Genomic DNA, 25865 nt, shown 5'->3' with positions numbered 1-25865 from the left:
ACGCCGTCCCCGCGGTGAGTGCGTGCGGGCGCGCAGGTCGCGCCCGCGCCTCAGGCGCCGGCGACCACGGCGATGAGCAGCACCAGGAACACCAGCCCCACCACGCCCATGACGACGAGCGGGACGAGCTTCTGCTTGTCCTTGAGCATCGCCATGGCGCCGCCCGGAGCGACCTCGTCCGGGACGGAGTTCTCCTGGGAGGACTGGATGGGCTCCTCGATGGGGCCGGGCTCGGGCTCGGGTTCCGGCTCCGGGGGAGCGGGCTCGGGCTCCGGCTCCGGGGGAGCGGGCTCGGGCTCCGGCTCCTGAGGCTTCTCCTTGCGCACCGGCGCGGGGCGCGAGGGCGACGGAGGCGGGGCCTTCTTCACGTCGGTGGCGAGCTGGACGGGCTCCTCGGCGGGCTCGGCCGGGTCGACGTAGAGGAAGCGCGTGCCGCCCACCTCCACCTCGTCGTTGTCCTTGAGCGCCTTGCGGTTCACCCGCTTCTTGTTGACCTTGATGCCGTTGCGGCTGCCCAGGTCCTCCACGTGGGTTCCGGACCAGTCGCGGCGGATCTTCGCGTGCTTGCGCGAGGTGAGGTCGTCCTTGAGGACGATGTCCACCTCCTTCTCGTCCCGGCCGATGACCAGCTCGGACGCGTCCGCGATTTCGATGCGCTCGCCCTCGCGGGGGCCGTTCATGATGCGCAGGTAGCGCTCCTCCGAGGAGGACAGTCCGCGCATCACGTCCTTCAGGTTGTCGCGCGCGATGAAGGACGTCTTCTCCGACGTGGCGTCCCCGTTGATGAGCTCCGTCACCTTGTCGAAGCGCACGTCGTACTGCGCGATGGCGATGACGTCGCCGTTGCGCAAGAGGCGCTTCTCGCCCTTGGGCAGGGGCTTGCCGTTGACCTGGGTGCCATAGGCGCTGCCCAGGTCCTCCAGGAAGAAGAGCGTGCCCTCCTGGCAGATGCGCGCGTGGTTGCGCGACACCGCCTGCTGGGCCAGCACCACCTGGCAGGACTTGTCTCGCCCCAGCGTGATGACCGATTCGGTGAGGACGTGCTCGGTGCCCTTGGCTCCGGCCTCGCTGCGCTGCGTGACGGTGAGACGGACGCTCATCGAGGGGGTGGTGCTTGCAGGGAACTGCGGGGCATCAGAACGTCGCGTTGCTCAGGTACTTCTCGCACGTCTGATACTCGGTGGGGAACTCTTCGGAAGTCGCATACTTCAGGAAGTTCTTGCAGGCCACCTCGGCGTGCTCGTGCTTGTTGGCGTCCTGGAAGAGCTCGAAGAGTCCGAAGTGACAGGGGGCGTACTTCCCATCCAGCTTCACGCACTTCTTGTAGGTGGTCTCCTCCTCGGCCAGAAGCCCCTTCTCGCGGAAGGTGCGGGCGAGGGTGAAGAGCGCGGGGGCGGAGTTCTCCGCCTGCTGGGTGTCCTTGACCTCACGCAGGCCCGCGTCCGTGAGCGCCGCCTTGCGCTGGGCCAGGGCGAGGTTGTTGACGCAGCTGGTCAGCTTGGCGTCCAGCTGGATGCAGTTGGCGAAGGCCTCGCGCGCGTCGACGAAGCGGCCCAGCTCCATCAGCGTGTTGCCGTAGTCGTGCCAGACGTCGGGGTTGTTCGGGTCCGTCGCGGCGGACTGGGCCATGTGCTCGGCGGCCTCTTCGTACTGGTCCTCCTCGAAGGCGATGATGCCCAGCGAGTGGTGGGCGGCGGCCAGGTTCGGATTGATGGCGAGCAGGGTGCGGAACTCCTTCTTCGCCTCCGTGTACTTCTTCATCTTCATCATCGTGACGGCGAGGCTGTAGCGCGTGTCCAGGTTGTCCGGGTTCACCTTCAGGGCGCGACGATAGTTGTCGTGCGCCTTCCCGTAGGCTCCCTCCTCCGCGTAGAGGTAGCCCAGGTTCTGGTAGGACTGGAGGTGCTCCTGGTTGTAGCGCAGGGCCTTGATGAAGTGCTTCTTCGCGTCGTCCTTGCGGCCGGCCATCATCGCGATGATGCCCTTGTTGGCCCACAGGTCCGCGTACTGGGGCGAGAACTCCAGTCCCAGGTCGCAGTAGACCTCCGCCTTCACCAGGTTCTGGGCGTGCAGCTCCTGGGCGCAGAGCTCGTTGTTGATGAGCGCGCGCTCATGCGGCGGCGGCGTGGACAGACAGCCGGCGAGCGGAAGCGTGCAGACCAGGGAAAGCGCGGTGACGAGGCGGGCAAGACGCATGGCCGACCGAGTGTAGGAGAGCGCCTCCTTTGGCGCAACGCCTCGGCGGGGCCTGAATCCGGGCTGATTTCGGTGGGTTGCACGATTAGAGTGGCCGCCCATGCGTACCTTGCTCTGTGCTTTCACCTTCGCGCTGGCCCTGCTCGGGGCGGCCCCGGCTCACGCCCAGTTCGCCAATCGCAGCCTCGGGTTGTCGCTGGGGTACATGGACTTCAACCGCACCAAGGGGTTGGACGACGCCTTCTTCCTGGGCATCGACGCGAGCCTCTACATCGAGAACGGCTTCGAGCTGGTGTCCCTGTCGAAGGTGGCCTTCCCCCGCGACACGACGGACCCGGCGCGCAAGCGCGTGGTGGGCCTGGCCCCGTCGCTGGGCATCCGCTACCTGCTGATGGAGGAGAGCATCCGCCCCTACCTCGGCTCCGACATCAGCTACCTCATCGTCTTCAAGGAGAGCATGAGCAACTTCGTCGGCATCGGGCCCAATGCCGGCGTGGACTTCTTCATGTCGGATTCGGTGAGCGTGGGGCTCAGGGCGCAGTACAACTTCTACATCGCGCTCAACGAGAAGACGCAGAACTCGCTGACGTTGTCGGCGGGCGTGGCGGCGTACTTCTAGCGCTTGGGCAGGAGGGCCGCGGCGACGAGCAGCGTCCATTTCTCGTCGGACAGGTGGGCGGGCTTCTCCATCGCCAGCGCGTCCTGCAGCCGTGCGCCGAGCGCGGCGAACAGGCGCAGGCGGGCCTCCATGCGCAGCTCGTCCCGGCGGAGGACGGCGGTGAGCACCAGCTCCCGCTCCTCCGTGGACAGCCGCTTCACGCGTGAGACGAAGAGCGGATCCGTCAGCAGGCCCTCCTCGCCGGAGGCGTTGATGGCGGAGGGCACCTTCAGCCGCCGCTCCCGCACGACGATGGTGCCGGCGAGCATGTCCCCCAGCCGCTGCTGCGAGCCGGAGACGAGCGCCGTCACGCCACCCACCAGGTACAGCAGGGGGAGCCGGTCCACGGGACGGGCCAGGTTGCGCAGCGCCGCGTGGTAGAAGCCGATGCGCACGCCGCTCTCCTGGATGACCCGCAGGGACAGGGCGCGCTTGCCCACCGTCTGGCCGCTCCAGAGCGTCTCCAGGGTGATGCCGTAGCCCCAGTCCACCAGGAAGTACACGACGATGCCCAGCGCGCTCGCGACGCCGGGGAAGGCGGCCATGACCAGGCTCAGCCCCAGGATGACGGCGAGGCTGATGACCACGACGATGACCGAGTCCAGGAGCCACGCCAGGAAGCGCGAGTACAGGCCCGCGAGCGTGAAGCGGAACTCCACGTACTCCGGTGTGAGCACCGTGTGGGTGCCGTCCAGCAAGGTGTCGGTGGCCGTCGTCACGGCGGGCAGTGTAGCCGGCTCTCCGGGCATGCGGGGGCGCATGGGGGGCCGCGGGTATTCCCAGGTGAGCCCTTCGGGGGCCCTGCCTGGCCGACCACCCGGCGAGTTCCCCGTGGGGGGCGCGGGCGGACGGGCGTCTGTGTTAATCATGGCTGTCGGGGTGGTGGGGTAGCCTCGCCGCCCCTCGCGCAACGTGCCCCCCTCCGCCACCTCATCCTGGAACCGCCGCCTCTTGCCGGCGGCCGCCTTTCAGTTCGCGCTCATCGCTGGGGTGACGCAGCTCAAGACGGCGGCCAACGCGCTGGTGTTGTCGCGTTTCGACTCGCAGGCGCTGCCCTACCTGTACCTGTTGGGTGCCCTCATCACCGCGGCGCTGACGGTGCTGCCGCGCTTCAAGCCGGGCTCGCCGTTCGAGTCGCCGGGCGTGCTGACGGGGCTGGGCGGTGTGGTGTCGATGGGGCTGGCGGTGGCGCTGTCGGTGGGCGTGAGCACGTCGGCGCTGGCGCTGTACCTGTTCGCGGACACGTTCTCGACGTTCGTTTCGTTCCGGTTCTGGGCGCGCATGGCGTCCGCCTTCGATGCGCGCGAGGCCCGGCGCGCCTTCACCGCGCTCAATGGCTTCGCCATGGGCGGCGGCATCGTCGGAGGTCTGCTGGTCCAGGGGCTGGCGGAGCGGCTGGGCACGCCGGCCATGGTGGTGAGCGGCGGGCTGGGGCTCTTGGCCGCGGGCGCCATCTTCCACCACCTGTATCGCGGTGAGCCGCCGCCTCCGCCCCGGGGGCGTCCGGCGCCCACGTCGTTCATGGCGTTCAGCTACCTGGCGGAGAGCCCCTACGCGCAGGTGCTCGCGGCGCTGGGCATCTCGTTCGCGGTGCTGTCGTCCTTCGTCGACTACCTGTTCCGCATCCGGCTGGAGGGCCAGCTCAGCGAGGACGCGCTGGCGGCGCTCTTCGGCTCGCTGCAGCTGTGGATTGGACTGTTCTGCGTCGCGTTCCAGCTGTTGTTGACGCAGCGGCTGCTCAAGCGCCTGGGGCTCCTGCGCTACGTGGCGCTGGTGCCGCTGGTGCTCGCGCCGTTGGCGGGGGCGACGCTGGTGACGCCCGACCTGTGGCCGGTGCACCTGTTGCGGCTGGTGGAGACGGCGGTGAGCTACTCCATCCTGCCGGTGGGCATCCAGCTGCTCTACGCGGCGGTGCCGGATGACCAGCGCGAGGGGCTGCGCGCGGCGGTGGATGGGCTCTTGCGCAAGAGCGGCGTGGTGGTGGCCGGTCTGCTGCTCATCGGCGCGGGGCGCGCGGCCACGGGCATGTCGATGGCGGTGGCCGTGGTGGCCATGTGCGCGGCGCTCGGGTTGCTCCTGGTGCGGCTCAAGCCCGCCTACGTCGCGGCGCTGGGTGAGCAGGTGGGCGCTCATGAGGAAGAGGAGGTGGCGCTGGAGGGGGAGGAGGAGCAGCGCCTGTTGACGGAGGCGTTGTCGGCCCCCATGCCGGACCGCGTGCTGCGCGCCGTGGATTTGATGGAGCAGGCGGAGGTGTCGCTGCGGCAGCACCTGCCGGCGTTGCTGCGACATCCGCATGAGCGCGTGCTGGAGCGGGGCGTGGCCCTGGCGCTGGAGCTGGAGGCTCGCGAGCTGGCGCCGGTGCTGGAGCGATTGGTGGAGGAGGGGCCTCGTCGGCCTCGGGACCAGGCCGTGTGGGCGCTGGCGCGGCTGTCTCCGGAGCGGGCGGAGCGGCTGTTGCCGGCGCTGCTCAACCACCCGGACGTGGGGCTGCGGTGCGCGGCCATCGGCGCCCTGGTGAAGTCGACGGGGAGCGCGGCGGCGCTGGCGTCGCTGGAGGAGCTGCTCGCGCGCGGTGAAGGGGCTCCGGTGATGGAGCGCCGTGAGGTGGCGAAGCTGCTGGGGCGGCTCCAGGACGCGCGCTTCGCGGGGCCGCTCGCCCGGTATCTGGATGATGGGGACACCACCGTGCGGCGCGTGACGCTGGCCGCGGTGGGGGAGGGCGGCTACGTGGAGCTCGCGCCCCGGCTGTTGCCCTTCCTGACGTGGCGCGAGGAGCGCAAGACGGCCCGCGAGGCGCTCATCGCGTTGGGCGACGCGGTGACGCCGCTGGTGGAGGAGCACCTCAACAACAAGAAGGCGCCGCTGGCGATGCGGCTGCAGCTGCCTCGCGTGCTGCGGGGCATCGGTACGCCCGCGGCGCTGGACGCGCTGCTGTTCTCCAACGTGCGGGATGATGCCTCGCTGCACTTCCGCATCGGCGCGCAGCTGTCGCGGCTTCGCGACGAGCACCCCGAGCATCCGGTGGACGTGGACCGCGTGCGCGAGGCGCTGGGCCGCCGGCGGGACACGTATCGGGCGCTGGTGGGGGCCTATCGCGACGTGCGCGCGGCGTTGGGAGATGGCTCGTTGCTCACCCGCGCGGTGGGCGACCGGCTGGACCAGGCGCTCGAGCTGTCGTTCTTCCTGCTGGGGTTGTTGGACTCGTCGCACCGCATGCGCGGCATCCACTACAACCTGGTGGGGCAGGATGCGCGGCGGCGGGCGCTGGCGTTGGAGTTGTTGGACAACCTGCTCTCCGAGGAGGACCGGGAGCTGGTGATGGAGCAGGTGGAGGCGCACCACCGGGAGCTGCCTCCCGGGGCGTCGGGGCGGCTGTGGCGCAGGCTGGCGGCGCTGGTGCAGAGCGAGGACGTGGTGCTGCGCGCGTGCGCCCGCCACATCGCGCGGGTGAACGGGCTGGACGTGCTCCCGCAGGAGGGTGAATTGAGCGACCGCATTGTCCAACGGATGTTCGAGCTGGAGGGCGTGAGCGTCTTCTCCCAGAGCGACGTGGATGACATCGCGGCCATCGCCGCGGTGGCCCGCGAGGGCTTCTTCCGCGCCGGTGAGCGCATCTATGCGCAGGGCGACCCGGGGGACGCGCTCTACGTCATCGTCGACGGCGCCATCGACGCGTTCCACGACGGCGAGCACGTGCTGCGCTTCCAGGGCAAGCAGGCCTTCGGCGAGGTGAGCCTGCTGGATGGCGCGCCGCGTCCCACGGACATGGTGGCCGCGGTGGACACGCGGGTGCTCATCATCGACCGGCGTGACTTCCTGGACCTGCTCGCGGACCGGCCCGAGCTGCTCACGGGGTTCTTCCGCGCGGTGAGCCTGCAGCTCCAGGCGCTCATCGCGCTGCCGGACTCGCGCGAGACGGGCGAGCGGCTGGAGATGACCGCGCCCGCGGCTCCCACCGCGCCGCCGCTGCCCACGGGCCCCGCGCCCGAGGGCTCGGAGCCGCCGACGACGGAGAAGCGCACCCGGGGTGGAGACGCCTGAGCGGCTCGGCGTGCTCGGGTTGACCGAGGGCTTCGAGCCGACGGGTTCGTGGCGCTGCCCGCGGGGGCCGTGTCCGAGGGCTTGGGGCCGATGACGTAGACATGCTCCCGGGGCGGCGACACCTGAGTGGCTCGCCGCGCTCCGGCTTCTCTGGGACCAGGTGCCGACTGCTTCGTGCGGCTGCCCGTGAGGTTGATGCCTGAGTGGCGGTGGCGGCGTCGTTCGTTGCGCCCCGTGACGAGGCGCGCTCTCTCAGGCGTCCTTGGCCGGGTGGTCCTGGTCCGGGCTGGAGGGAGGGAGCCGGCGGGCACGCTCGTGCTGGAGGATGTGCGCGGAGGCCACGGGGATGAGCGGCCGCACGAAGAACTTCAGTGGGGCGAAGGAGCCCACGAAGCGGACCAGGGACAGGCCCGCGTACGCCCAGGGGTGGCGCTCCACCGAGGCGACGGGCGCGTAGACCTCGCTCGTGCGCTGGGTCCACATGGCGCCGTAGCGCTGGAGAATCCCCCACCGCAGGCCGGGCACGCGGGTGGTGAGCGTCGTCCACGCGCGCAGGAACCAGGGAGGCCGCTGTCCCTCCACTTCATCCCAGGCGCGGCAGCTCTTGGCGGCGGTGAACACCATCAGCCACCACATGCCCCACAGCGAGGTGATCGCCGTGAGCAACGGTCCGCTCAAGCCCGTGCAGAACAAGGGCGAGGCGACGAAGACCGCGGCCGGGACTCCCACCGCGAACAGGAGCATCGCGCGCACCCGACGCTGGACCTTCTTGCGCAGCCACTGCACGTTCAGTCGGACGTGAGGCGTGAAGGCCTCGTCCTCCGGCTCGATGCGCGTGAGCAGGCTTGCGTCGCGCGAGATGACGTCGTGGTAGTCGCGTGAGAGCGCGATGATGACCCACTGCGCGAGCTGCATCGCCGCGAACAGGGCGATCCAGAACGGCAGGCTGAGCAACGAGAAGCCCTTGTACGAGAGGAAGGGCAGGGCGTCCTCCTCCTGTGGAGAGGGCTCGACCTTCTCTTGAGGCTTGCTCGACGAGGGGGCTCCCGCGACGCCACCCACAGCCTGTTCCTCGGCGCCGCCCTGCTGGACCTCCGTCGTGATCGCCTCGGCGATGAGCGCACCCAGCGCACTCGCGAGAGACGGTCCACCGTCGCCCAGTCCGCTCGCCGCGGCCTCGACGTCGCGAACCCGCTGCTCGAGGGCCTTGTCGCGTGCGGCCTCGGCCTCCATGGCCTGCTTCATGGCGGCGCTCGCGGCCTTGAGGCTCTCGCGCACGTCGGGGGGCAGAGAGTCCACGTCATCCAGCACGGCCTCGGTGCTCTCCGGGGCCTTCTGGGGGGCGTCCTCGATGGCGCCCGACCCCGTCGGGGGCGTGCCCGGGATGGCGGTCTCCGCGAGCCGTGCCCCCGCGGGAGCCTGGGAATCTCGCGCCGACTGCTCCTCCGAGTCTGCCTCGGTCGTTCCGGCTGAGGACGTCGAGCCAGGCTTCTTCGCGACGTGCGTTGGCGCCACCGTCCCGGAGGCTTGCTCCTGTCCAGCGGCCTCCTCTTCGTCACCCGGCGCCGCCTGCGCTTCCGTGGGCTCGTCCCCGTCACCCTGCTCGGCGGCCTCGGCCTCTGCGACGGCCGTGCCCCGTGCCACGGAGGTCTCCTCCCCGGCCTGGGGGCCCGCGGAGGCCTCCTGCTTCTCACGCTCCCGGGCGGCGATGCGTCGTCGGCGCCGCTCGCGCAGGCGTTCCATCACCTCCGGGTCGACGTCCTTCGCCTTGTCCTCCGCCATGGCGTGCGCGGCCGCCTGGATGACCCGGGAGACCTCCGCCTCGACGGCCGCGTCCCGTCGCTCGTCCACCGCGTTCGCGGCCTTCTTCGCCGACCCCATGCACGTCAGCGCGAGCGCCAGGGCGACCATCGTCTGCATCATCCCCACACGCAGGTACCGGGAGCGCGCGGCGGAGTCCGCCAACAAGGCCCGGGCGATGTGGAACGGCAGGCTCATCCCATGCGCGAACTGCCTCAGCCGACCCTGCTGGCCCACACCGGAGCCATGCTCCTGGAAGTGGGTGGCTCCCTTTTGCAGTTCTTCCCAGAAATGCTGGGTCGAGGTACGACCGGAAGGGTTCTCCCCGCGCGCCGCGTCCTGACTCTGCTCTCCTCGGCGTGAGGGTGGGGCTTCAGGGGCCGAATGATCCGACACGCCGGCCACCGTATCACGTCCGGAGTTGTGCTAAACGGCGCTGCTGTGAACTCGACCCCCTGCTATCGCTTCCGTCCCTCCCGCCAGTCGCGCCTGTCTGGCGTGCTGGTCCTCGCGCTCGGCGCTCTGGCCGGCTGCGAGAAGAGCAGTCCTCCCCCCGCCGCGCCCGCCACCGAACAGCCGGACGCCGCTCCCGCGAAGCCCGCGGTGCCCAGCGAGGTCACGCTGCTGGTCACCGGCGGCACCTTCGGCCAGCTCCAGCCCGTCGAGGGCAAGGGCGGCGCCGCCGAGCTGCTCGGGCAATGGGTGAACAACGAGAAGCACTGTCCGGGCCCCGTGAAGGATGGCCAGGCCACGTGCGCGGACTCGGGCACCCTGGCGCTCGCCACCGGTGACCACTGGAACGGGCCCGCCCTGTCGTCCTTCTTCCTGGGCGCCCCCACGGCCGAGGTCATGGGCCGCATGGGCTACGCCGCCTCCGCCATGGGCAACCACGAGCTGGCGTTCGGCAAGGAGGCCTTCCTCAAGAACCGCGCCTCCGGCGGCTTCCCCTTCCTCGCCGCCAACCTGCGCGTGAAGGACCCGGCGCTCGCGGGTGACATGTCCCTGCCCGCGTTCCAGGTGTTCGACCGTCGCGGCCTGAAGATCGGCGTGGTGGGCCTGGCCTCCGAGAAGACCGTGCGCACGGCGATGGCCGGCCGCGCCGACGGGCTCGAGGTCACCGGTTACGAGGAGGCGCTCGCCAGCGCCGTCCCCGAGGCCCGCAAGGCCGGCGCGGACACCGTCGTCGTCGTGGCCGACACGTGCGTCACCGAGCTTCAGCCGGTGGTCGCCAAGCACCCCGAGTGGAAGCTTGCGCTCGTGGCCGGCGGCCGCTGCCCCGCGCAGGTGTACTCGAAGGAGAACGGCACCATCTTCGCGTCGCTGGACCGCGGCTTCTCCAAGTACCTGCGCGCGCACATCACCTTCGACCCGGCGAAGCCCGCGGGCGAGAAGGTCACCCAGTTCGAGGGCAAGCTCGTCGACGTGGCCGGTGGCACGCCCGACGCCGAGACCGCGCAGCTGGTCGCCAAGTGGAAGGCGCAGCTCGACGAGGTGCTGGGCCAGCAGATCGGCTTCACCAAGACGGGCATCCCCCAGGCCTCGCCGCAGATGGCGAAGTGGGTCGCGGGCGCGGTGCGCGAGTCGCTCGGCACCGACGCGGCCATCCTCAACAAGGGCGGCATCCGCGGCGACCTGCCGGCGGGCCCGGTGACTCGCGGCAGCATCTACACGGTGATGCCGTTCGAGAACTCGCTGCTCGTCGTGAAGCTCAAGGGCGAGGACCTGGCCAAGCAGCTGGCCAACCCCAACGCGCTCATCTCCGGCTTCACCGCCGCGGGCAAGGGCAAGTTCAAGGACGCCAAGGGCAAGGCGCTGGACCCCGCGAAGGAGTACACGGTCGCCACCGTCGAATACCTGTACTTCGGCGGTGACGGCTTCGAGTTCGAGAAGCTGGCCCCCGAGCCCACCGAGACGGGCATGGCGTGGCAGACGCCCGTGGTGGACTGGACCAAGCAGCTCGACTCCAACGAGAAGAAGCCGCTGGAGAAGCAGCTGAAGTAACCCGCGCCCACGCGCGGCTTCACGAGGCGCCGGACGAGCTCCCACCTGGGCTCCTCCGGCGCTTCGTCGTTGCGGGCCCCAGGGGACGTGGCCCCGGGGGCCTGGGCTGCGCGGCTACTCGCCGCCGATGGGCGAGGTCGCCGAAGGTGCGGCGCCGCACACGGCCTCATAGCGGGCCAGCGTGTCGTGCACCGTCTGGCTCAGCCGCACCGGCGTGCCCTCGTAGAGGACCTCCACCGCGAGCTGCTGCGTGGCGAGCGCCTCCTGGCACCGGCCGAGCTGGAAGAGGATGGTGGAGTACGTGTCCAGCACGCTCGCGTTCCCCGGCGCCAGGGCGAGGGCCCGCTGCGCCGCCGCCAGTCCCCGCTCGGGCTGGGCCGTGCGCGCGTAGTAGCGGGCGAGCCCCTCCTGCGCGGCGACGTTGTCGGGAATCAACTCCACCGCGCGCAGCCTCGCGGCCTCCTGTTCCTCCGTCGCGTAGCCCGCGGCATCCAGCGCCTGGGCGAGCGCGTCCCACGCCCTGCCGCTCTCGGGCCTGCGGCCCACCAGCTCCCTCGCGAGCTCCAGTTGCTCCTCCGGCTCGGCCGTGTTGCGGATGCGCAGCAGGGCCACGGTGAGGTTGCCCGGGTCCTCCTTCAGCGCCTGGGCCATCTCGAACTCGGCCTTCTCCAGCCGCTCCTCGGGGGTGGCGCCTCCCGGCGTCATCAGGAAGAGGCGCGCGCGGATGGCGTGCACCTCCGCGGGCTCCAGGGGCCGGATGTCGATGTCCCCGGAGACGGGCAGCAGCGGCGCGGTGATGGTCGGGGAGCGCATGGGCACCGTGCCCAGGGCGTAGGCGTGGACCTGTCCGGCCAGGTCCTTCACGCCGTGGAACGCCGCATCCCAGGCGACGCGCGGGTCCTCCCCGCCCATCAGCCGCTTCTGGAAGCGCTCGAAGCGCTCGGCGTGCTGGCTGATGAAGAAGTGCACCCAGAGCCACGCGGACACGTAGTACTGCTGGGACTCGGCGCTGCTCATCGGCCCGCGGCGGTCCCACTCCCACAGCTCGTCCAGCGTGCGCCAGCCCTGGCGCCGGGCGATGTCCAGGAAGGGGCCGTGCTTCGCCCCCAGCACCACCTCCTGCTTCTCCGGCTTGAGGGCGATGGTCTCCAGGTAGGTGGCCAGCCCCTCGGACAGCCAGCGGGGCTGACGCACCAGCGCGAACTGGGAGAGGTAGTGCGTCAGCTCGTGGGCCTGCGTGGAGATGTCCGCGCCCTCCTCGCTGAGCGCGTAGCTGTGGCCCGCCATCACCAGCACGGGGCCCTCGGCCATCGTCGCGGAGAAGCCCTCGATGCTGACCTGGGTGAACTCGGAGAGCTCCCGGCGGTTGCGCAGGACGATGACCTCCACCGTGCCCGGCGGGTCGAAGCTGCCGCCCCAGGCCTGCAGCAGGCCCTGGCGCATCAGCTCCAGCTCCCGCGCGGCCTCGGCGGACGTCTCCGCGTCCAGGTTCGTGCGGACGGTGAAGTGCGGGCTCTTCACCTCCACCCAGGGGCGGCCGCCCTCGAGGGGGCACAGTGCTCGCATGGAGCTGCACCCCGTCACACAGGCCAGAAGGCACCCCAGCAACGCCAGCCGACACGTCATGTTCCTGTTTTCCCACAACTGACGCCCGTAGGGCAGGGTGGGCATCCCTCCCCACTGGGCTAGAGTGTCGGCATGGAGATGGCGGAGTTCATCGCGTCGCGCCGGCCTCGCTGGGAGAAGCTCGAACGGCTGCTGGACCAGTCGGAGACCCGGGGCCTCCGGGGCCTGAGCCTGGAGGACGCGCGGACGCTGGGGAAGCTCTACCGCGCCGTGTCGAGCGACCTGCTCTGGGTCCGGGCGCGCAGCGGCTCGGCGGACGTGAGCGCGTACCTCAATGATTTGGTGGGCCGGGCCTATGCGCTGACCTACCCGGGGCGGCGTCCCCGGTTCGCGGACGTGTGGGGCTTCGTGGCCCGGGGCTTCCCGGCGCTCTTCCACCGCGAGGTGCGCATGTACCTCGCCGCGGTGCTGCTGTTCCTCGCGGGCGGGGGCTTCGGCTACCTGGGGATGCTGGTGGACCCGGAGGCGGCGCACTACCTGGTGCCCGCCGAGCACCTGGACCTGGACCCCGTCCAGCGCGCCGCCGACGAGGCGAAGGGCGAGGGGATGACGGCCGACCAGCAGGCCCATTTCTCGTCGTACCTCTTCACGCACAACATCCAGGTGGCCTTCCTGGCCTTCGCCCTGGGCGTGACGCTGGGGTTGGGCACGGCCATCATGCTGTTCGTCAATGGACTGTTTCTGGGGGCGCTGGCGCAGGTGTACGCGGCGAAGGGCATGGCCGGCTGGTTCTGGGCGTGGATCCTCCCGCACGGCATCCCCGAGGTGACGGCCATCTGCATCGCGGGCGCGGCGGGGCTCGTCATCGCGCGCGGGCTGGTGGCCCCCAAGGGTCTCACCCGGGGACAGGCGCTGCGCCTGGAGGCGGTGACGGCGGTGAAGCTGCTGTTCGGGACGCTCGCGCTGTTCGTGCTCGCGGGCTTCATCGAGGGCACCGTGTCGCAGATCCATCCGCCCAAGCTGTCGGTGGCCTTCAAGGTGACGTTCGCCCTGGTGGTGGGCTCGGGCGTCTATGCGTACCTGTTCTCGGACTGGCTCCGAGACTCCCACCCGGCCGGGCCGGGCCCGGACGCTCCCCCGGCGTCCTGACGGGCATCGTGGGCGACGGGGCCGTGCTACACGGGGCGGGTGCTGCTCCTGCCCCCGCTGCCACCCCTGCCCGAGGTCCTCATCGAGTGCCCCCGCTTCTCGTTCGTGAAGCGGCGGGCGGATGGCTCGGTGGACTTCGTGTCGCCGGTGCCGTGTCCGTACAACTACGGCAGCATCCCGGGGCTCGTGGCGGATGATGGGGACCCGCTCGACGCGGTGGTGCTGGGCGCGCGGCTCGCTCGCGGGCAGCGGGTGCGGCTGCCGGTGGTGGGTGTGCTCGGCTTCGTCGACTCAGGCAAGGGCGACCCGAAGGTGATTTGCGGCGCGGCCCCGATGAGCGCCGCCGAGCGCGCGGGACTGGAGTCCTTCTTCCGCGTCTACGCGCTCTTCAAGCGGGGCCTGCACCTGGTGCGCGGCAACGACACCGACACCCGCTTCACGGGGTGGCTGCCGGTTCCGTCAGTGTCTTCCGCATCCTGAGGACGCGGTAGCTCAGCTCGCCCAGCGCCATCGGCCCCACCCACGTCTCCGGCTGGAAGCCCTCGCGCGTCCAGAAGCGCAGCGCCGCCGGGTTGGGCTCGGCCACGCCCACGCGCAGCACGTGCTGGCCCGAGGCGCGCAGCCAGTCCTCGTAGCCCGCGAGCAACCCCGCGCCCAGCCCGTGTCCCCGCGCCCCGGGCTCCAGGAGCAGCAGGCCGAGGTACGCCTCGCCTCGCGTCGGGAAGTCCTGGAGCCCCTCGAAGAGGCCCACCCACGCGCCCGTCGGGTCCACGAGGGCGAGCAGGTGCCCCTCCTCGGGCGTCACGCCAGGAGGACGCTCCAGGGTGAGTCGAAGGGCCTCGTCCGCACGCGCGGGGCGGCCGTAGCACAGACGGAAGAAGTCCTCGCAGCGCTCCATCAGCGGCTGGAAGCGCTCGGCCTCGGCGTCGCCGATGCGGTGCGCGGCGACGTCGCCGGATTGAAAGAGCGGGTGCATGTCGGGGTTAGAGGACGCCCCGGGCCTTGATGTCGAGGTAGCGGTTGACGGCCGCGAGGCTCAGGTCATCCGGCTGCACGTCGAGCATCTGCACGCCACCCTGGCTCACGCGCGCCTTGAGCACCTCGCGGTCCGTGAGCAGCTCCGAGGCCACGGCGTGCTGGAAAGACTCCTCGGGGCCCGGAGGCGGCGTGCGCAGGAGCTTCTGCAGCGCGGTGTCCTTGACCGACAGGCACAGGGGCACGTGCCGCCGCGCGAGCCGGTGGAGCGGGGCCACCATGGTGGACGCCTGCTCCTCGTCGAGGAAGTCCGTGAAGACGCACAGCAGGCTGCGCCGGGTGAGGCGGACGTTCAGCTCCTTGAAGAGGGCGAGGTAGTCCACGTACGTGAGGCTGGGCGTCGTGGAGTAGAGCGCGTCCACCATCTTCCGGTACTGCGTGCGCCCCGCCGCGGGCGGCAGGTACGTCTTCACGCCATCCGCGAAGACGGCGAGCCCCACCCGGTCTCCGTTGCGCACGGCGACGAAGGCGAGGAAGAGCGCGGCGTTCACCGCGTGGTCCAGCTTGGTGAGCCCGTCCACCTGCGCGGCCATGGAGCGGCCCGCGTCCACGCAGATGAGGATGGACTGCGAGCGCTCCGACTCCAGCACCCGCGTCACCGGCCGTCCGCGACGGGCCGTGGCCTTCCAGTCCACGTCGCGCGCGCTGTCTCCCTGCGCGTAGTCGCGCAGTCGCGCGAACTCACTGCCGCGCCCGTCACGGCGAAGTTGCCGCAGGCCCAGGTTCACCAGGTCCAGCGCGGCGCCGGACAGGAGCAGCCGGCTGGCGCCTCGCAGGTCCGGGTATACGGAGAGGGTCTGCGTGGTGGGGAACACGCGCTCGTGGAGGACGAGCCCCAGCGGGCCCGACACCCGCGCGGTCACCTCCGTGAAGTCGAAGCGGCCGCGCCGGGCGGGCGTCACCCGGTACACCCAGCGCGTCTCGCTGTCCGGGGGCAGCTCCAGCGTGGCCTCGTCGGGCACGGCGGTGAAGGACTCCGGCACGCCGTCCTTGACGCGCACCCGCGCCATCCGGCCGCCCCGGTGAACCAGCCGCAGCTCCACCTTGTTGGGCACGCCCACGTTGAGCCGCTGCGGCAACACGCGCCGGACCTCCAGCCGCACCGCGCGCGCCCACAGGAAGTCCAGCACGGCGAGCGCCAGGGCCAGCGCGTCCAACGCCAGCACGGCGCCGCCCAGGCCCGGGAAGAACCCCGCGGCCATCATGGGCACGGCCAGCAGCGCGAACAGCGCCCAGAGGCGCCCGGTGGGAATCACCGGGGGACCTCCACCGCCTGCACCACCTCGCGCAGCACGTCCGACGGCGTGGCTCCGTCCAGCTCCGCGTCCGGCGACAGCAGCAGCCGGTGCTTCAGCACGGGGCCCGCGAGGAAGCGCACGTCGTCCGGCGTGACGAAGTTGCGCCCGCGCAGCGCGGCCAGCGCCTTGGACGCGAGCAAGAGGTGCACGCCGGCGCGAGGACCCGCGCCCAGGCGGATGCGACTGGAGGTCCGCGTCGCCGCCACCAGCTTGCGGATGTATCCCAGCACCGGCGGCTCCACGTTGACCTCGTTGAGCGCGGCGCGCGCGCCCAGGAGGCCCTCCTTGGTCACCGCCGGGCGCACGCCCGCGCGCGACAAATCACCGGCGTCGAAGCCGCGGTGCACGGAGGCGAGGATGGCGTCCTCCTCCTCGGGCGCGGGGTAGCCCACGTCGATCTTCAGGAGGAAGCGGTCCAACTGCGCCTCGGGCAGCGGGTACGTGCCCTCCGACTCCACCGGGTTCTGCGTGGCGAACACCGTGAAGAGGGGGGACAGCGGCAGGTTTCGGCCCTCGAGCGAGACGCCGCGCTCCTGCATGGCCTCCAGCAGCGCGGACTGCGTCTTGGCCGGGGCGCGGTTGATTTCATCGGCCAGCAGCAGGTCCGTGAAGATGGGGCCCTTCACGAGCACGAAGCCCTGGGACTTCAAGTCGAACACGCTGGTGCCCAGGATGTCCGCGGGCATCAGGTCCGGGGTGAACTGGATGCGCTTGAAGTCGGAGCCGATGCTGCGCGCGAGCGCCTTGGCCATCAGCGTCTTGGCCACGCCGGGCACGCCCTCCAGCAGCACGTGGCCGCCGGCGATGAGGCCGCAGAGCATCAGCTCCAGCACCTCGTCCTGGCCCACCACGGCCTTGCGCACCTCGCGCAGCACGCCCTCGCGGATGGCATGGGCGGCCTGCACGGCGGAGCCGGTCTGGACGAGCGGGGAGGCGGGGTCGTTCGCGTTCATGGGGTACCGGAAGTGCTGCGCCGGACCTGGCCGGCGGGGTGGAGACCTTGCCGCAGCGTGGCCGCTCGCGCGGTGAGCTGCTGGAGGTCGGAGTCGTTGTTCACCGTGTCGGCCCGGCCGACCACTTCGCGCAGGCCGCGCGCGAGGTCCTCCCGGCCGCGCTCCTGCAGCGCCTCCGAGACGGCCTTGGGCGCCGCGTGCGCGGGCAGGCCCGCGTGCAGCGCGAACTCCTGGGTGAGCCCTCGGGCGACCAGCTTCGCCGCGAAGCCGTGGTGGCGCCCCTCGCGGTACAGCCGCGCCATGGCGAACAGGGCATCGGTGGCGCCCACGCGCACGGACTCGGGCGGAGGGCGGGGGCGGCCGAAGCGCTTGAGCGCCACGGACCACAGCGCCACGCCCGCGAGCAGCTGGAGCACCGCGAAGTGCAGGCCGTAGCGGCGCGCGAAGTCGACGACGGAGCGCTCGTTGGTGAAGCCGTGGTGGAACTCGTCGAACTCGTACGGGCCGGGGCCCAGCGCCGCCAGGGCGGAGAGCCAGAACTGCGCGTTGTCCGCGCGCGACAGCGCCACGTTCATCGCCAGCTCCGGTGCGCCCAGCACCAGCACCCGGCCCTGGCCGTGAGGCACCACCGCCGCCACCATGCGTCCCAGGCGCTCGTCCTCGAGGACCGGCACCGCGGTCGTCGGCAGCTCCAGGTACGCCTGCACCTTCACCTCCACCCGCTCCACGCCGAGCGTGTAGGGGGAGGGGAAGGGGGGCACCAGCGTGCGCATGGGCAGCGTCGTGTCGGCCTTGATGAGCTTCACGCTCAAGGCGTCGAGCAGCGGGTTCTCCCGCGAACCCCAGGGGACGTAGACGGCGGAGCCGCCCGCGGACACGTGCGTGAGCAGCTCCGTCACCTCGCGGTCGTCGAGTGCGCTGGCGCGGAAGGTGTTGAAGCCCGTGCGCGGCACGTCCTCGTCACCCAGACCGGCGTCCGGCTCGGCGGCGAGCTGCGTCTGCTCCAGGTCATCCTCGCGAGCGCCCTGCACCTCCACCGCGAGCAGCACCGGCGTCGTCGAGCCCGTCGTGCCGATGCGCAGGTCCGCCATGCGGCGAGTCACCGGCAGGCCGCTCTCCTCCGCCAGGAGGTACAGCGCGCGCGCGCCATCTTCCTGCGCGCGGTAGGTGGACAGCGTGTCGGCGAACTCGCCACGACGCGCGCTTGAGATCAGCATCGAACCGAGCACCACGGTGAGCACCAGACCGCCCACCGCGAGCAAGGGGAGGCGGTCACGCACCGGTGGCCTCCTGGCGAGGGAGCGCGGTGCGCATCGGCGTACTGACCACGGCGAGCACCCCATGGCCCACCATCAGCTCGAGGCGGCGGTCACGCACCGGCGGCCTCCTGGGGCGTGGGGGCGGCGAGCATCGGCGCGCTGAGGGCGCGGAACTCCTGGTAGCCGCTGCTTCCCACCGGCGTGTTGCCGTACCACGCGAAGTCGAAGCGCAGCGTCAGCTCCCGGAAGCGGGGCTTCCACTCCATGCGCCCCTTGAACTGGCTCAGGTAGTCCCAGTTGGACAGCGTCACGTCGTAGAGGATCGCGCCGTCGCGGTGCAGTCGGGACAGCAGCGCCAGGTAGAGGCTGCGCACCGCCTCGCGATACTCGCCCTTCGCGGCCAGCTCGTCCGCGAGCTGCGCCCAGCCCTCCGGCGGACGCGACAGCGCATGGCCCGCGTCCCCCGCGAGCGTCGAGGCGTCCAGGGTGGACACCTCCAGCCCCTCGCCCGCCTTGCGGCGCACGTTCTTCTTCAGTGCGCTCCAGAGCACATACAGCAGCACCGCCACCGTCAGCGTCGCGATGACCACCACCAGCGTGTTGGCCACGGCGCCACCGGACACGACGGGCGGCGTGAAGTTCCGCGTGGGCGGCGCCTCGTCCCGCTCGAAGAGCTTCTTGAGGAACTCCCCCAGCCAGGTCGTGAAGCGGCGCCACCAGCCGGGAGGCTGGGTCGGCTCCGGGGGCTCCTCGGCGGCCTTCTCCACCGGCGGCGCCACCGCGAACTCCGGCCGCGCCAGGATGTCCCGCGCCCGCGCCGAGGCCTGTCGCGCATCCACGGCCGCCTGCACCGTCCGCGAGCCCTGCTCCAGCCCCTGCTCCAGCGTGCCCAGCGCCGAGTCACAGTCCTCGTCGTCGTAGGCCTGCCGCTCCACCGCGCGCACCAGCCGGTCCAGCTTGCCGCGCTCACCCGTCCCCAGCGCCCCCAGCTTCTCGAAGCGCGCGTCCTCCTCCGGACCCGCGCCCTCGCACACCGTGGCCACCTGACCCAGCCGACGCACGGCCTCGCGGCTCGACGTCACGGGCGCGCGAAGCGCGTCCTCCTGCGCCCGTGCTGGCGTGCCCATCAGCAGCCCCAGCCCCAACACCACCGCGAGCATCGCCGCGCTCCGCTGTCCCAGGGGCTTGCCCGTGGAGCGCGGGGGCAGTTGCTGCGCCGCGGCCAGCAGGTCCAACCCCTCCTGCCGCACGCGCCCGTCGACGAGCAGCAGCGTGGCCGCCGCGGCGCGCACGGGCTCGAACAGCGTGAAGGTGAGGGCGGCCAGGAACAGCAGCCACGGCATGTTGTCCAGCGAGGCGTAACGCTCCGCGAACGTCAGGTCCACGCCCAACAGCTTGCGCGCCATCATGAGCAGGAAGTTCAGGCCGATGTGCAGGTTGAAGAACACCAGCACCTGCACGGACATGAGGAAGCGCACCTTCAGCGCCGTGCCTCGCGCCGGGCCCAGGAGCCGCGAGCACTGCCCGTACAGCCGCAGCACCGAGCCGCGCCCCTCCATCACCGCCGCGTAGCCCACGCTCTGCGCCGACACGACGAAGAACGCGATGCCCAGCGTCAGGTTGAACAGCAGCCAGTTGAAGACGAAGAGGTACGCCACCGCGACGAAGACCGAGGGCAGCCTCGCCAGCACCGCCTGCAGCGAGGCCCACGTGGTCGGCTCCGCCGGGCCCAGCAACACCGCCTGCACATGGTGCGCGGCGGCGCTCTGGCCCACGCCCCGCATGAACCACGCCAGGGTGAACGCCAGCGACGGCAGCACCAGCGAGTGCCCCATCCGCGCCGCCTCCGCCAGGTACAGCACGGACGCGATGACGGCGGCTCCCCCCGGCAGCGTGAGGGCCCAGACGCCCGTGCTCCGGGCGCACAGGCGCAGCGCCGCGTCCATCACCGCGATGGCGTTCCGGGGCCGCAACTCGAGCGCGGAGACGGCCATGGCTCAGCCCATCACCAGGTGGAGCGTCATGTAGACCGCCCCCCAGACGAGGCCCAGGCCCGCCACGGCGAGCAGGCCGCTGCCGACCGTCCACTCGCGTCGCTCGGCGGGGCCCTCGAGCGCCTGGAGGCGTCGCCCCAGGCAGCTCGCGCAGCGGTTGATGCCCTCGAACTGCGTGGTGCACTCCCGGCAGATGACCCGCCGGCACTCCACGCAGACACCGAGGCCGGCGCGCTCCGGGTGGTAGTGGCAGCGGCCCGAGCCCTGAATCATGCCGCCACCTTAAGCAGAGCCGGGCCCGCCACACCACCCCCAGCGCACCCCTCAGAGCTCGTCGAGGAACTCGTCGTTGTAGGTGTAGCGCGACAGCCGCTTCACCAGGGCCTCCATCGCCTCCACGGGCTTCACCGCGAAGAGCATCTGCCGCAGCTTCTTCACCTTCTCGTACTCGCGCTGGGTGAAGAGCTTCTCCTCCTTGCGCGTGCCGGACTGGGCGATGTTGACCGCGGGGAAGACGCGCTTCTCGGCGAGCAGGCGGTCCAGGGTGACCTCGGAGTTACCCGTGCCCTTGAACTCCTCGAAGATGACCTCGTCCATGCGGCTGCCGGTGTCGATGAGCGCCGTGCCGATGATGGTGAGCGAGCCCGCCTCCTCGGTCGCCCGCGCGGCGCCGAAGATGCGCTTGGGGCGCTCCAGCGCGCGGCTGTCCACGCCGCCGGACATGGTGCGGCCGGAGTTGTCGACCTCCTTGTTGAAGGCGCGCGCCAGACGCGTAATCGAGTCCAGCAGGATGACCACGTCCTTGCCCGTCTCCACCAGGCGCCGGGCGCGCTCCAGCGCCAGCTCCGCCACCTTGAGGTGGTCCCCGGTGGGCCGGTCCGAGCTGGACGCGAGCACCTCCGCCTTGATGCTGCGGCGCATGTCCGTCACTTCCTCGGGCCGCTCGTCGATGAGCACCACCATGACGTGCGCCTCCGGGTGGTTGGAGATGACCGCCTGGGCGATGCGCTGGAGCATGATGGTCTTGCCCGTCTTCGGGGGCGCGACGATGAGCGCGCGCTGTCCCTTGCCGATGGGCGAGATGAGGTCCAGCACCCGGGTCACCATCTCCTTGTGACCGTTCTCCAGCTTGAGCCGCTCGGTGGGGTCCACCGACGTCAGGTCCGCGAAGTGCGGCAGCCGGGACACGCCCTCCAGCGGGCGGCCGTCCACCGTGTCCACCTTCTGGATGATGCCCTTGTTGCCGCGCATCTGCGCGAAGGCCGTCAGGTACTGGCCCTGACGCAGCCGCAGCTTCTGCACCAGGTTCTTGGGCAGCTCCGGGTCGTCCGGCGCCGCCAGCAGGTTGCGCTTGAGCTGGCGCAGGAACGCGTTGGGCCCCTTGACCTCGGTGTCCAGCACGCCCTCCACCGGCGCCAGGTTGGACTGCTGCTGCGCCTGACCCTGGCCGCCGTGGTGCTGGCGCTGATGCTGCTGGCCGCCGCCGTGGCCCTGATGCTGCTGCTGTTGCTGGGGCTGCTGCTGGCCCTGCTGTTGCTGCTGCTGCGCCTGGCGCTGCTTGTACTGCTCCAGCTCCTGCGGCGTCAGGAAGACCTGGACCTGCTGGCCGTCCGGGCCCGCCGTCATGCGGTACGCCTGACCCTCCGGCGTGAAGAGCACCTGCGCGCCACGACGACGACGGCGCCGACGGCGGCGGCGTCCCCCGGGCTGACCGGGCTGGCCGGGCTGGCCGCCCGACGCGGAGGCGCCTCCGCCTTCGCCCTCGTCGCCACCCTCGTCGTCGCCTTCGTCGCCGTCGTCATCCGCCTCGGGAGGAGGGACGGGACGGGCAGCCGCGGGCGGCGGGGTGGCATCACGGGGGTCGCGGTTATCGGAGTTTTCGCTCATGAGGTTTCCAGACCGTGTGCGCCCCTCACGGGCCATCCCGAGGGGAGGGCGGGGGGACGCAGGGTGACTCAGGCTGTGGGACAGGAAGCCGGGCGCGGGGCCTTCGAGATACGCGAAAGGCCGAACCGCCGGTCCCTGGAACACCCTGGTGGCCCAAGGCCGACCGGGGTGCGGAGACAACACTAACAGAGGAGCCTCGCGGCGCTCCCGGTTTTTTCACCCGGTGTTGGCGGGCCGACCCCGCGGCCCGCCTGGGGGTTGCTCAGCGGACGGTGAGGGTGAAGGGCATCATCGCCTTCATCCCCGGGCGCAGCATCTCCAGGTCCACGCCCGCCTGTCGCGCCAGCTCCCGCAGGGCGGACGGGAAGGGCTCCACCGGAGCGGGCAGCAGGGCGAGCGCCGCCTGCACGCCCGGCTCCCCACCCAGGCTGGAGAAGAAGCCGCGCGCCTCGCCCATCAGCACCAGGTCCAGCTCCTCCGACGCGGGGACGCCCGCGTGCCGGCGGGCCGACTCCACCGCCTCCTGCAGGCCGCCCAGCCGGTCTACCAGCCCGCGCGCCAGGGCGTCGTTGCCGCTCCACACCCGGCCGCGCGCCACGGCGTCCACCTCCGCCTTGTCCTTCTTGCGCACCTTGGCGACCTCGGTGATGAACATGTCATAGGACGTGTCCACCCACTGCTGCACCGCGGCCTGCTGCTCGGGCGTCCACGCCTTCCACATGCCGAAGACGTCCGCCATGGGCGAGCGCGAGAGGGTCTGCTGGCTCACGCCGAGCTTCTCGCCCAACAGGCCCTCCAGCGCGGGCTTGAAGTAGAAGACGCCGATGCTGCCGGTGATCGTCGTGGGCAGCGCGAGCACCTCCGTGGCGCCCATGGCCGCGTAGTAGCCGCCGGAGGCCGCCGCGTCGCCCATGGAGGCGATGACGGGCTTCACCTTCGCCGCGTCCACCACCGCCTGGTACATCAGGTACGAGGCCAGCACCTCGCCGCCGCCCGAGTCCACGCGCAGCACGATGGCCACCACGGACGGGTCCGACTTCGCCGCCTCCAGCGCCCGCACCACCGTCTCCGCCCCGGCGATGCGGCTGAAGCCCAGCGGGTCCTCGCGGCTCTTGCCGCCGGCAATCGTCCCCAGCACCGGCACCACCGCGACGCGGCGGCGCGTGCCCCAGCGGCCCTCGCGCTCGTCGCGCGGCGCGTACGTGGCGCTGAAGCGCCCGCCCGGCACCAGCTCGCGCACCTTGCCGTCCAGCTCCGAGGGAAGGATGAGGCCGTCCAGGAAGCCCAGCTTCAGCGCCAGCTGCGGCGTGGCCAGCCCCGCGGCCCACAGCTCGTGCAGCTTCTCCACCGGCACGTTGCGAGCCTGGGTGACGGCGCGCTCGTACCAGGCCACCTCGTTGTCCAGGTAGGCGTTCACCACCTCGCGCGAGGCCTCGCTCGGCTCGGTGAGGGTGAGCTGCTCGGGCGCCGTCTTGTACTTGCCCACCCGCGCCACGTCCCACGTCACGCCCAGCTTCTGCATCGTCCCGCCGTACGTCTGCAGGCTCGCGGCCAGGCCGTTGATGGGCAGCGACGACTCGGGGAGCGCGTAGACGCGCTCGGCGGCGGACGCCACGAAGTAGCCCAGGTCATCCGCCGACAGCAGCACCGCCATCACCCGCTTGCCGGACGCGCGCAGCCGCAGCACCGCCTGGCGCAGCTCCTCCGCCTTGCCCCAGTCCACGCCGGGCAGGCCCTCCATCTTCAGCACCACGCCCGACAGCCGCTCGTCCTTCGCCGCCAGGTCCAGCCACCGCGACAGCCGGAGGAACGGGTCCGCCTCGCTCACGCCCAAGAGCGACAACAGCGGACTGCCGCCGCCCGCCAGCACGTCGTTGAGGTCCAGCATCGTCACCACGCCGCCGGGCGGCCGCAGCGAGCGGTAGTTCTCCGTGGACAGGCGCACCTGCGCCACGTGGTTCGTGCCGTTCTCCCCGCCGCCCGCCGCGTAGGTGAGGCCCAGGTGGCCGGTGTCCACCGTGACGGCCAGCTGGAGCGCCAGGGGCACCGCGTCGACGAAGCCGTGGGACACGCCGCCGCCCAGCCGCAGGCCCGGAATCACCTCCGCCTGCAGCGTGTACGTGGCCTGCCCCTGGCGGAAGGCTCCCTCCGAGAAGAGCCAGTCCACGCCCAGGGTGAAGCGCTCGCCCAGCGGGCGCAGGCCCAGGCCGAAGTCGTACGCGCGCTCGATCTTGAAGGCGCCCTCCCGTGGGGCGTTGAGGTTCCTGGCCACCGCCGCCAGCGACAGGTAGCGGGCGGGCCGGGCGGTGAGGCCCACGTCGAAGGTGTCCAGCGAGTCCACGTCCTCGTCGTCCGAGCCGAACGTGTGCCAGGACGCGCCCAGCTGCAGCGTGGGGGCCCCCAGGGACAGGCCCAGCGACGTGCGCCGGTAGTCCGGCCCGTGGCGGGGGCGCATCCACTCCATCGACGCGCCCAGGCCCAGGCCCAACAGCTTCGCGCCCAGGAAGACGCCGTCGGCGGTGCTGTCCTGCTCGAGGTTGCGCTCGTGCAGGTAGAACAGCTGACCGGAGCGCACGAAGCCCAGGCCCGCGGGGTTGAGCGACAGGGCCGTGGCTTCGTCCACCAGCGCGGCGCCGGTGGGTGGCAACGTCAGCCCCCGTGAGGGCAGGGGGGCCTGGACGATGGAGCTCGTCTGGGCGAGCGCGAGCGACGGGAGCAGCAGGAGGGCGAGCAGGCGCATAGAGCCCCGGACTCTAGGCATCGCCCGTCCGGGGACAAGCGCCTCGTGTCACCAGTCCTCGGTTCCAGACACCCCGTCGAGCGGATCATCCCCGGGCTTCTTCGTCTTCTCCTGCTTGCGCGTCCGGCCGCCGCGGTCCTCGGCGCCCCAGTCCTCGGTGCCGCCCCGGTTGTCGAGCGGATCCGAGCTGCGCACCACCTTCTCCCCGCCGCCCTCGCTGGTGTTCACCAGCTGATTCACCATGCGCTCCATCTCCGACTTGAGCTGACCGAACTCGTCGCCCTGGAGCACCACGCGCCGGCCGCCCAGCTTCCGGCCGTTGCGCAGGTCGTAGTAGCCCAGGATGAGCTCGGTGCCCTCGCCGTGGCTCCTCACCGTGCCCACCATGGCCCGCTCCAGGCCCAGCGACTTGCCCAGCCCCGCGACGCCGTTGGCCTGGCTGATGCCGCGCGACACCTCGCTGGCCACCCGGTCCAGCTGCGCGTCATAGGCCTTGTACGCGGCCGTGGGCACCAGCTCCGTGCTCACCTCCACGTCATCCGGCGTCACCTCCATGAGCTGGCCGTACTGGCGGAAGCCGGGCCGCTCGACGCGCAGCAGGTGCTTGCCCACCGTCAGCGCGGGAATCGTCACCGGCGTGTACCCGGCCATCTCCCCGTCCACGTAGACGCGGGCGCCGGCGGGGCGCGACTTCACCGTGGCGCTGCCGCGCAGCTGGGAGGTGCGCCCGGTGGCCACCTGCACGCGCAGGGCGATGAAGTCCCGGCTGAAGCGCTTGGGGTTGAGCTCGAAGGTGGGGGACACGGCGATGAGGTCGATGAGGACCAGCTTCGCCTCCTCCACGTCACCGCGCAGGTGCAACAGCGCCGCGTACAGCGCCAGCGACTCGCACAGAGGCGAGCAGCCGCGCATGGCCGCCGGAGCGTTCTGCAGCTCCTTGAGCGTGGCGCGCACCTTCGTCTCCGCGTCGTCGTACTCCTTCTTGTCGAAGGCGGCGGCGCTCTCCGAGTAGCCCTTGCGCGCGCGCTCCATCGCGGACTGGGCGTTGGGGTCGGCGGGCAGGCCGAAGATCTCCTCGGACTTGCGGACGGTGAACCCGGCGAAGTTCCCCAGCGCCTCGTTCATGTAGCCCTCCATCTTCACGCTGCCGGACTCGGCCGCGGGGTCCATGGGGATGAGGAGGCTGGTGGCGCGCCGCGCGGGTGCGGGGGACGCCGCCAGGGCGAGCGAGGGAAGCAGGGCGAGGACGAGGGCTCTCATGGGGTAACCTCAGAAACGAGCGACGCGA

The 25865-nt window shown here is 71.4% G+C and carries 19 protein-coding genes; 5 read left to right on the top strand and 14 right to left on the bottom strand.

What is annotated here, in order from left to right; translation table 11 throughout:
- Window positions 1–50 precede the first annotated feature (50 nt).
- Both OWM54_RS05760 and OWM54_RS05755 read right to left on the bottom strand, forming a co-directional pair.
- On the bottom strand, window positions 51–1100 hold the full coding sequence (locus tag OWM54_RS05760; RefSeq protein WP_267696849.1) for an FHA domain-containing protein: 1050 nt from the start codon (window positions 1098–1100) through the stop codon (window positions 51–53).
- A 34-nt stretch (window positions 1101–1134) separates the two neighbouring features.
- The gene (locus tag OWM54_RS05755; protein WP_194868999.1) at window positions 1135–2196 is read right to left on the bottom strand and encodes a tetratricopeptide repeat protein; all 1062 of its coding nucleotides are present in this window, start codon (window positions 2194–2196) and stop codon (window positions 1135–1137) included.
- 100 nt (window positions 2197–2296) lie between these two features.
- Between OWM54_RS05755 and OWM54_RS05750 the strand changes: the two genes are divergently transcribed.
- Window positions 2297–2815, top strand: coding sequence for an outer membrane beta-barrel protein (locus OWM54_RS05750; protein WP_223746608.1), 519 nt, complete (start codon window positions 2297–2299; stop codon window positions 2813–2815).
- On the opposite strand, the gene OWM54_RS05745 is transcribed toward OWM54_RS05750, so the two are convergent.
- Window positions 2812–3615 carry an RDD family protein gene (locus OWM54_RS05745; protein ID WP_267696847.1) on the bottom strand — a complete coding sequence of 268 codons (804 nt, stop codon included), beginning with the start codon at window positions 3613–3615 and terminating at the stop codon, window positions 2812–2814. The two genes, OWM54_RS05750 and OWM54_RS05745, sit on opposite strands and share 4 nt — an antisense overlap.
- Window positions 3616–3766: 151 nt before the next feature.
- Between OWM54_RS05745 and OWM54_RS05740 the strand changes: the two genes are divergently transcribed.
- A complete protein-coding gene (locus OWM54_RS05740) occupies window positions 3767–6895 on the top strand; it encodes a cyclic nucleotide-binding domain-containing protein (RefSeq protein WP_267696845.1) in 3129 nt (1042 codons plus the stop codon).
- A gap of 252 nt (window positions 6896–7147) precedes the next feature.
- On the opposite strand, the gene OWM54_RS05735 is transcribed toward OWM54_RS05740, so the two are convergent.
- Complete coding sequence (locus OWM54_RS05735; protein WP_267696843.1) at window positions 7148–8932, bottom strand: hypothetical protein; 1785 nt, start codon at window positions 8930–8932, stop codon at window positions 7148–7150.
- Between the two features lie 204 nt (window positions 8933–9136).
- On the opposite strand from OWM54_RS05735, the gene OWM54_RS05730 reads away from it, so the two are divergent.
- The gene (locus tag OWM54_RS05730; protein WP_223746610.1) at window positions 9137–10696 is read left to right on the top strand and encodes a bifunctional metallophosphatase/5'-nucleotidase; all 1560 of its coding nucleotides are present in this window, start codon (window positions 9137–9139) and stop codon (window positions 10694–10696) included.
- 114 nt (window positions 10697–10810) lie between these two features.
- Here the strand turns inward: OWM54_RS05730 and OWM54_RS05725 are convergent, their stop codons facing one another.
- Window positions 10811–12262, bottom strand: coding sequence for a hypothetical protein (locus OWM54_RS05725; protein WP_223746611.1), 1452 nt, complete (start codon window positions 12260–12262; stop codon window positions 10811–10813).
- Between the two features lie 132 nt (window positions 12263–12394).
- Here OWM54_RS05725 and OWM54_RS05720 point away from each other — a divergent pair, with 132 nt between their 5' ends.
- A complete protein-coding gene (locus OWM54_RS05720; RefSeq protein WP_267696841.1) occupies window positions 12395–13411 on the top strand; it encodes a stage II sporulation protein M in 1017 nt (338 codons plus the stop codon).
- A 39-nt stretch (window positions 13412–13450) separates the two neighbouring features.
- On the top strand, window positions 13451–13891 hold the full coding sequence (locus OWM54_RS05715) for an inorganic diphosphatase (protein WP_267696839.1): 441 nt from the start codon (window positions 13451–13453) through the stop codon (window positions 13889–13891).
- Here the strand turns inward: OWM54_RS05715 and OWM54_RS05710 are convergent.
- From OWM54_RS05710 to OWM54_RS05670, 9 genes are all read right to left on the bottom strand, one after another.
- A complete protein-coding gene (locus OWM54_RS05710) occupies window positions 13848–14387 on the bottom strand; it encodes a GNAT family N-acetyltransferase (protein WP_223746614.1) in 540 nt (179 codons plus the stop codon). The genes OWM54_RS05715 and OWM54_RS05710 overlap by 44 nt on opposite strands.
- Before the next feature lie 7 nt (window positions 14388–14394).
- Window positions 14395–15702, bottom strand: a complete 1308-nt coding sequence (locus tag OWM54_RS05705) for a DUF58 domain-containing protein (protein ID WP_267696838.1) — start codon at window positions 15700–15702, stop codon at window positions 14395–14397.
- Entirely contained in the window at window positions 15699–16697 is a 999-nt protein-coding gene (locus OWM54_RS05700) for an AAA family ATPase (protein WP_267696836.1), read from the bottom strand. The genes OWM54_RS05705 and OWM54_RS05700 overlap by 4 nt, the downstream gene beginning before the upstream one ends.
- The gene (locus tag OWM54_RS05695) at window positions 16694–17977 is read right to left on the bottom strand and encodes a DUF4350 domain-containing protein (RefSeq protein WP_267696834.1); all 1284 of its coding nucleotides are present in this window, start codon (window positions 17975–17977) and stop codon (window positions 16694–16696) included. The genes OWM54_RS05700 and OWM54_RS05695 overlap by 4 nt, the downstream gene beginning before the upstream one ends.
- Window positions 17978–18066: 89 nt before the next feature.
- A complete protein-coding gene (locus OWM54_RS05690) occupies window positions 18067–19950 on the bottom strand; it encodes a DUF4129 domain-containing protein (protein WP_267696833.1) in 1884 nt (627 codons plus the stop codon).
- A gap of 3 nt (window positions 19951–19953) precedes the next feature.
- Window positions 19954–20223: a hypothetical protein gene (locus OWM54_RS05685; RefSeq protein WP_141323038.1), complete on the bottom strand. Its 270-nt coding sequence runs from the start codon at window positions 20221–20223 to the stop codon at window positions 19954–19956.
- A 51-nt stretch (window positions 20224–20274) separates the two neighbouring features.
- Window positions 20275–21837 carry a transcription termination factor Rho gene (rho, locus tag OWM54_RS05680; protein ID WP_267696832.1) on the bottom strand — a complete coding sequence of 521 codons (1563 nt, stop codon included), beginning with the start codon at window positions 21835–21837 and terminating at the stop codon, window positions 20275–20277.
- Window positions 21838–22099: 262 nt separating this feature from the next.
- A complete protein-coding gene (gene sppA, locus OWM54_RS05675; protein WP_267696831.1) occupies window positions 22100–24577 on the bottom strand; it encodes a signal peptide peptidase SppA in 2478 nt (825 codons plus the stop codon).
- A 48-nt stretch (window positions 24578–24625) separates the two neighbouring features.
- Window positions 24626–25837 carry a PEGA domain-containing protein gene (locus OWM54_RS05670; RefSeq protein ID WP_267696829.1) on the bottom strand — a complete coding sequence of 404 codons (1212 nt, stop codon included), beginning with the start codon at window positions 25835–25837 and terminating at the stop codon, window positions 24626–24628.
- Between the last annotated feature and the right edge of the window lie 28 nt (window positions 25838–25865).

Source organism: Myxococcus sp. MISCRS1, assembly GCF_026626605.1.
Classification (GTDB): Bacteria; Myxococcota; Myxococcia; order Myxococcales; family Myxococcaceae; genus Myxococcus; species Myxococcus fulvus.
Note: the sequence above shows the minus strand (reverse complement) of the source record. Positions and strands in the feature narration are given on the sequence as shown.

Bases quoted from the DNA above. Each gene is read 5' to 3' on its own strand.
- OWM54_RS05685 (WP_141323038.1), bottom strand. From the start codon at position 20,223: ATGATTCAGGGCTCGGGCCGCTGCCACTACCACCCGGAGCGCGCCGGC.
- OWM54_RS05750 (WP_223746608.1), top strand. From the start codon at position 2,297: ATGCGTACCTTGCTCTGTGCTTTCACCTTCGCGCTGGCCCTGCTCGGG.
- OWM54_RS05725 (WP_223746611.1), bottom strand. From the start codon at position 12,262: ATGCGAGCACTGTGCCCCCTCGAGGGCGGCCGCCCCTGGGTGGAGGTG.
- OWM54_RS05745 (WP_267696847.1), bottom strand. From the start codon at position 3,615: ATGCGCCCCCGCATGCCCGGAGAGCCGGCTACACTGCCCGCCGTGACG.
- OWM54_RS05670 (WP_267696829.1), bottom strand. From the start codon at position 25,837: ATGAGAGCCCTCGTCCTCGCCCTGCTTCCCTCGCTCGCCCTGGCGGCG.
- OWM54_RS05710 (WP_223746614.1), bottom strand. From the start codon at position 14,387: ATGCACCCGCTCTTTCAATCCGGCGACGTCGCCGCGCACCGCATCGGC.
- OWM54_RS05720 (WP_267696841.1), top strand. From the start codon at position 12,395: ATGGAGATGGCGGAGTTCATCGCGTCGCGCCGGCCTCGCTGGGAGAAG.
- OWM54_RS05760 (WP_267696849.1), bottom strand. From the start codon at position 1,100: ATGAGCGTCCGTCTCACCGTCACGCAGCGCAGCGAGGCCGGAGCCAAG.
- OWM54_RS05755 (WP_194868999.1), bottom strand. From the start codon at position 2,196: ATGCGTCTTGCCCGCCTCGTCACCGCGCTTTCCCTGGTCTGCACGCTT.
- OWM54_RS05690 (WP_267696833.1), bottom strand. From the start codon at position 19,950: ATGGCCGTCTCCGCGCTCGAGTTGCGGCCCCGGAACGCCATCGCGGTG.
- OWM54_RS05700 (WP_267696836.1), bottom strand. From the start codon at position 16,697: ATGAACGCGAACGACCCCGCCTCCCCGCTCGTCCAGACCGGCTCCGCC.
- sppA (WP_267696831.1), bottom strand. From the start codon at position 24,577: ATGCGCCTGCTCGCCCTCCTGCTGCTCCCGTCGCTCGCGCTCGCCCAG.
- rho (WP_267696832.1), bottom strand. From the start codon at position 21,837: ATGAGCGAAAACTCCGATAACCGCGACCCCCGTGATGCCACCCCGCCG.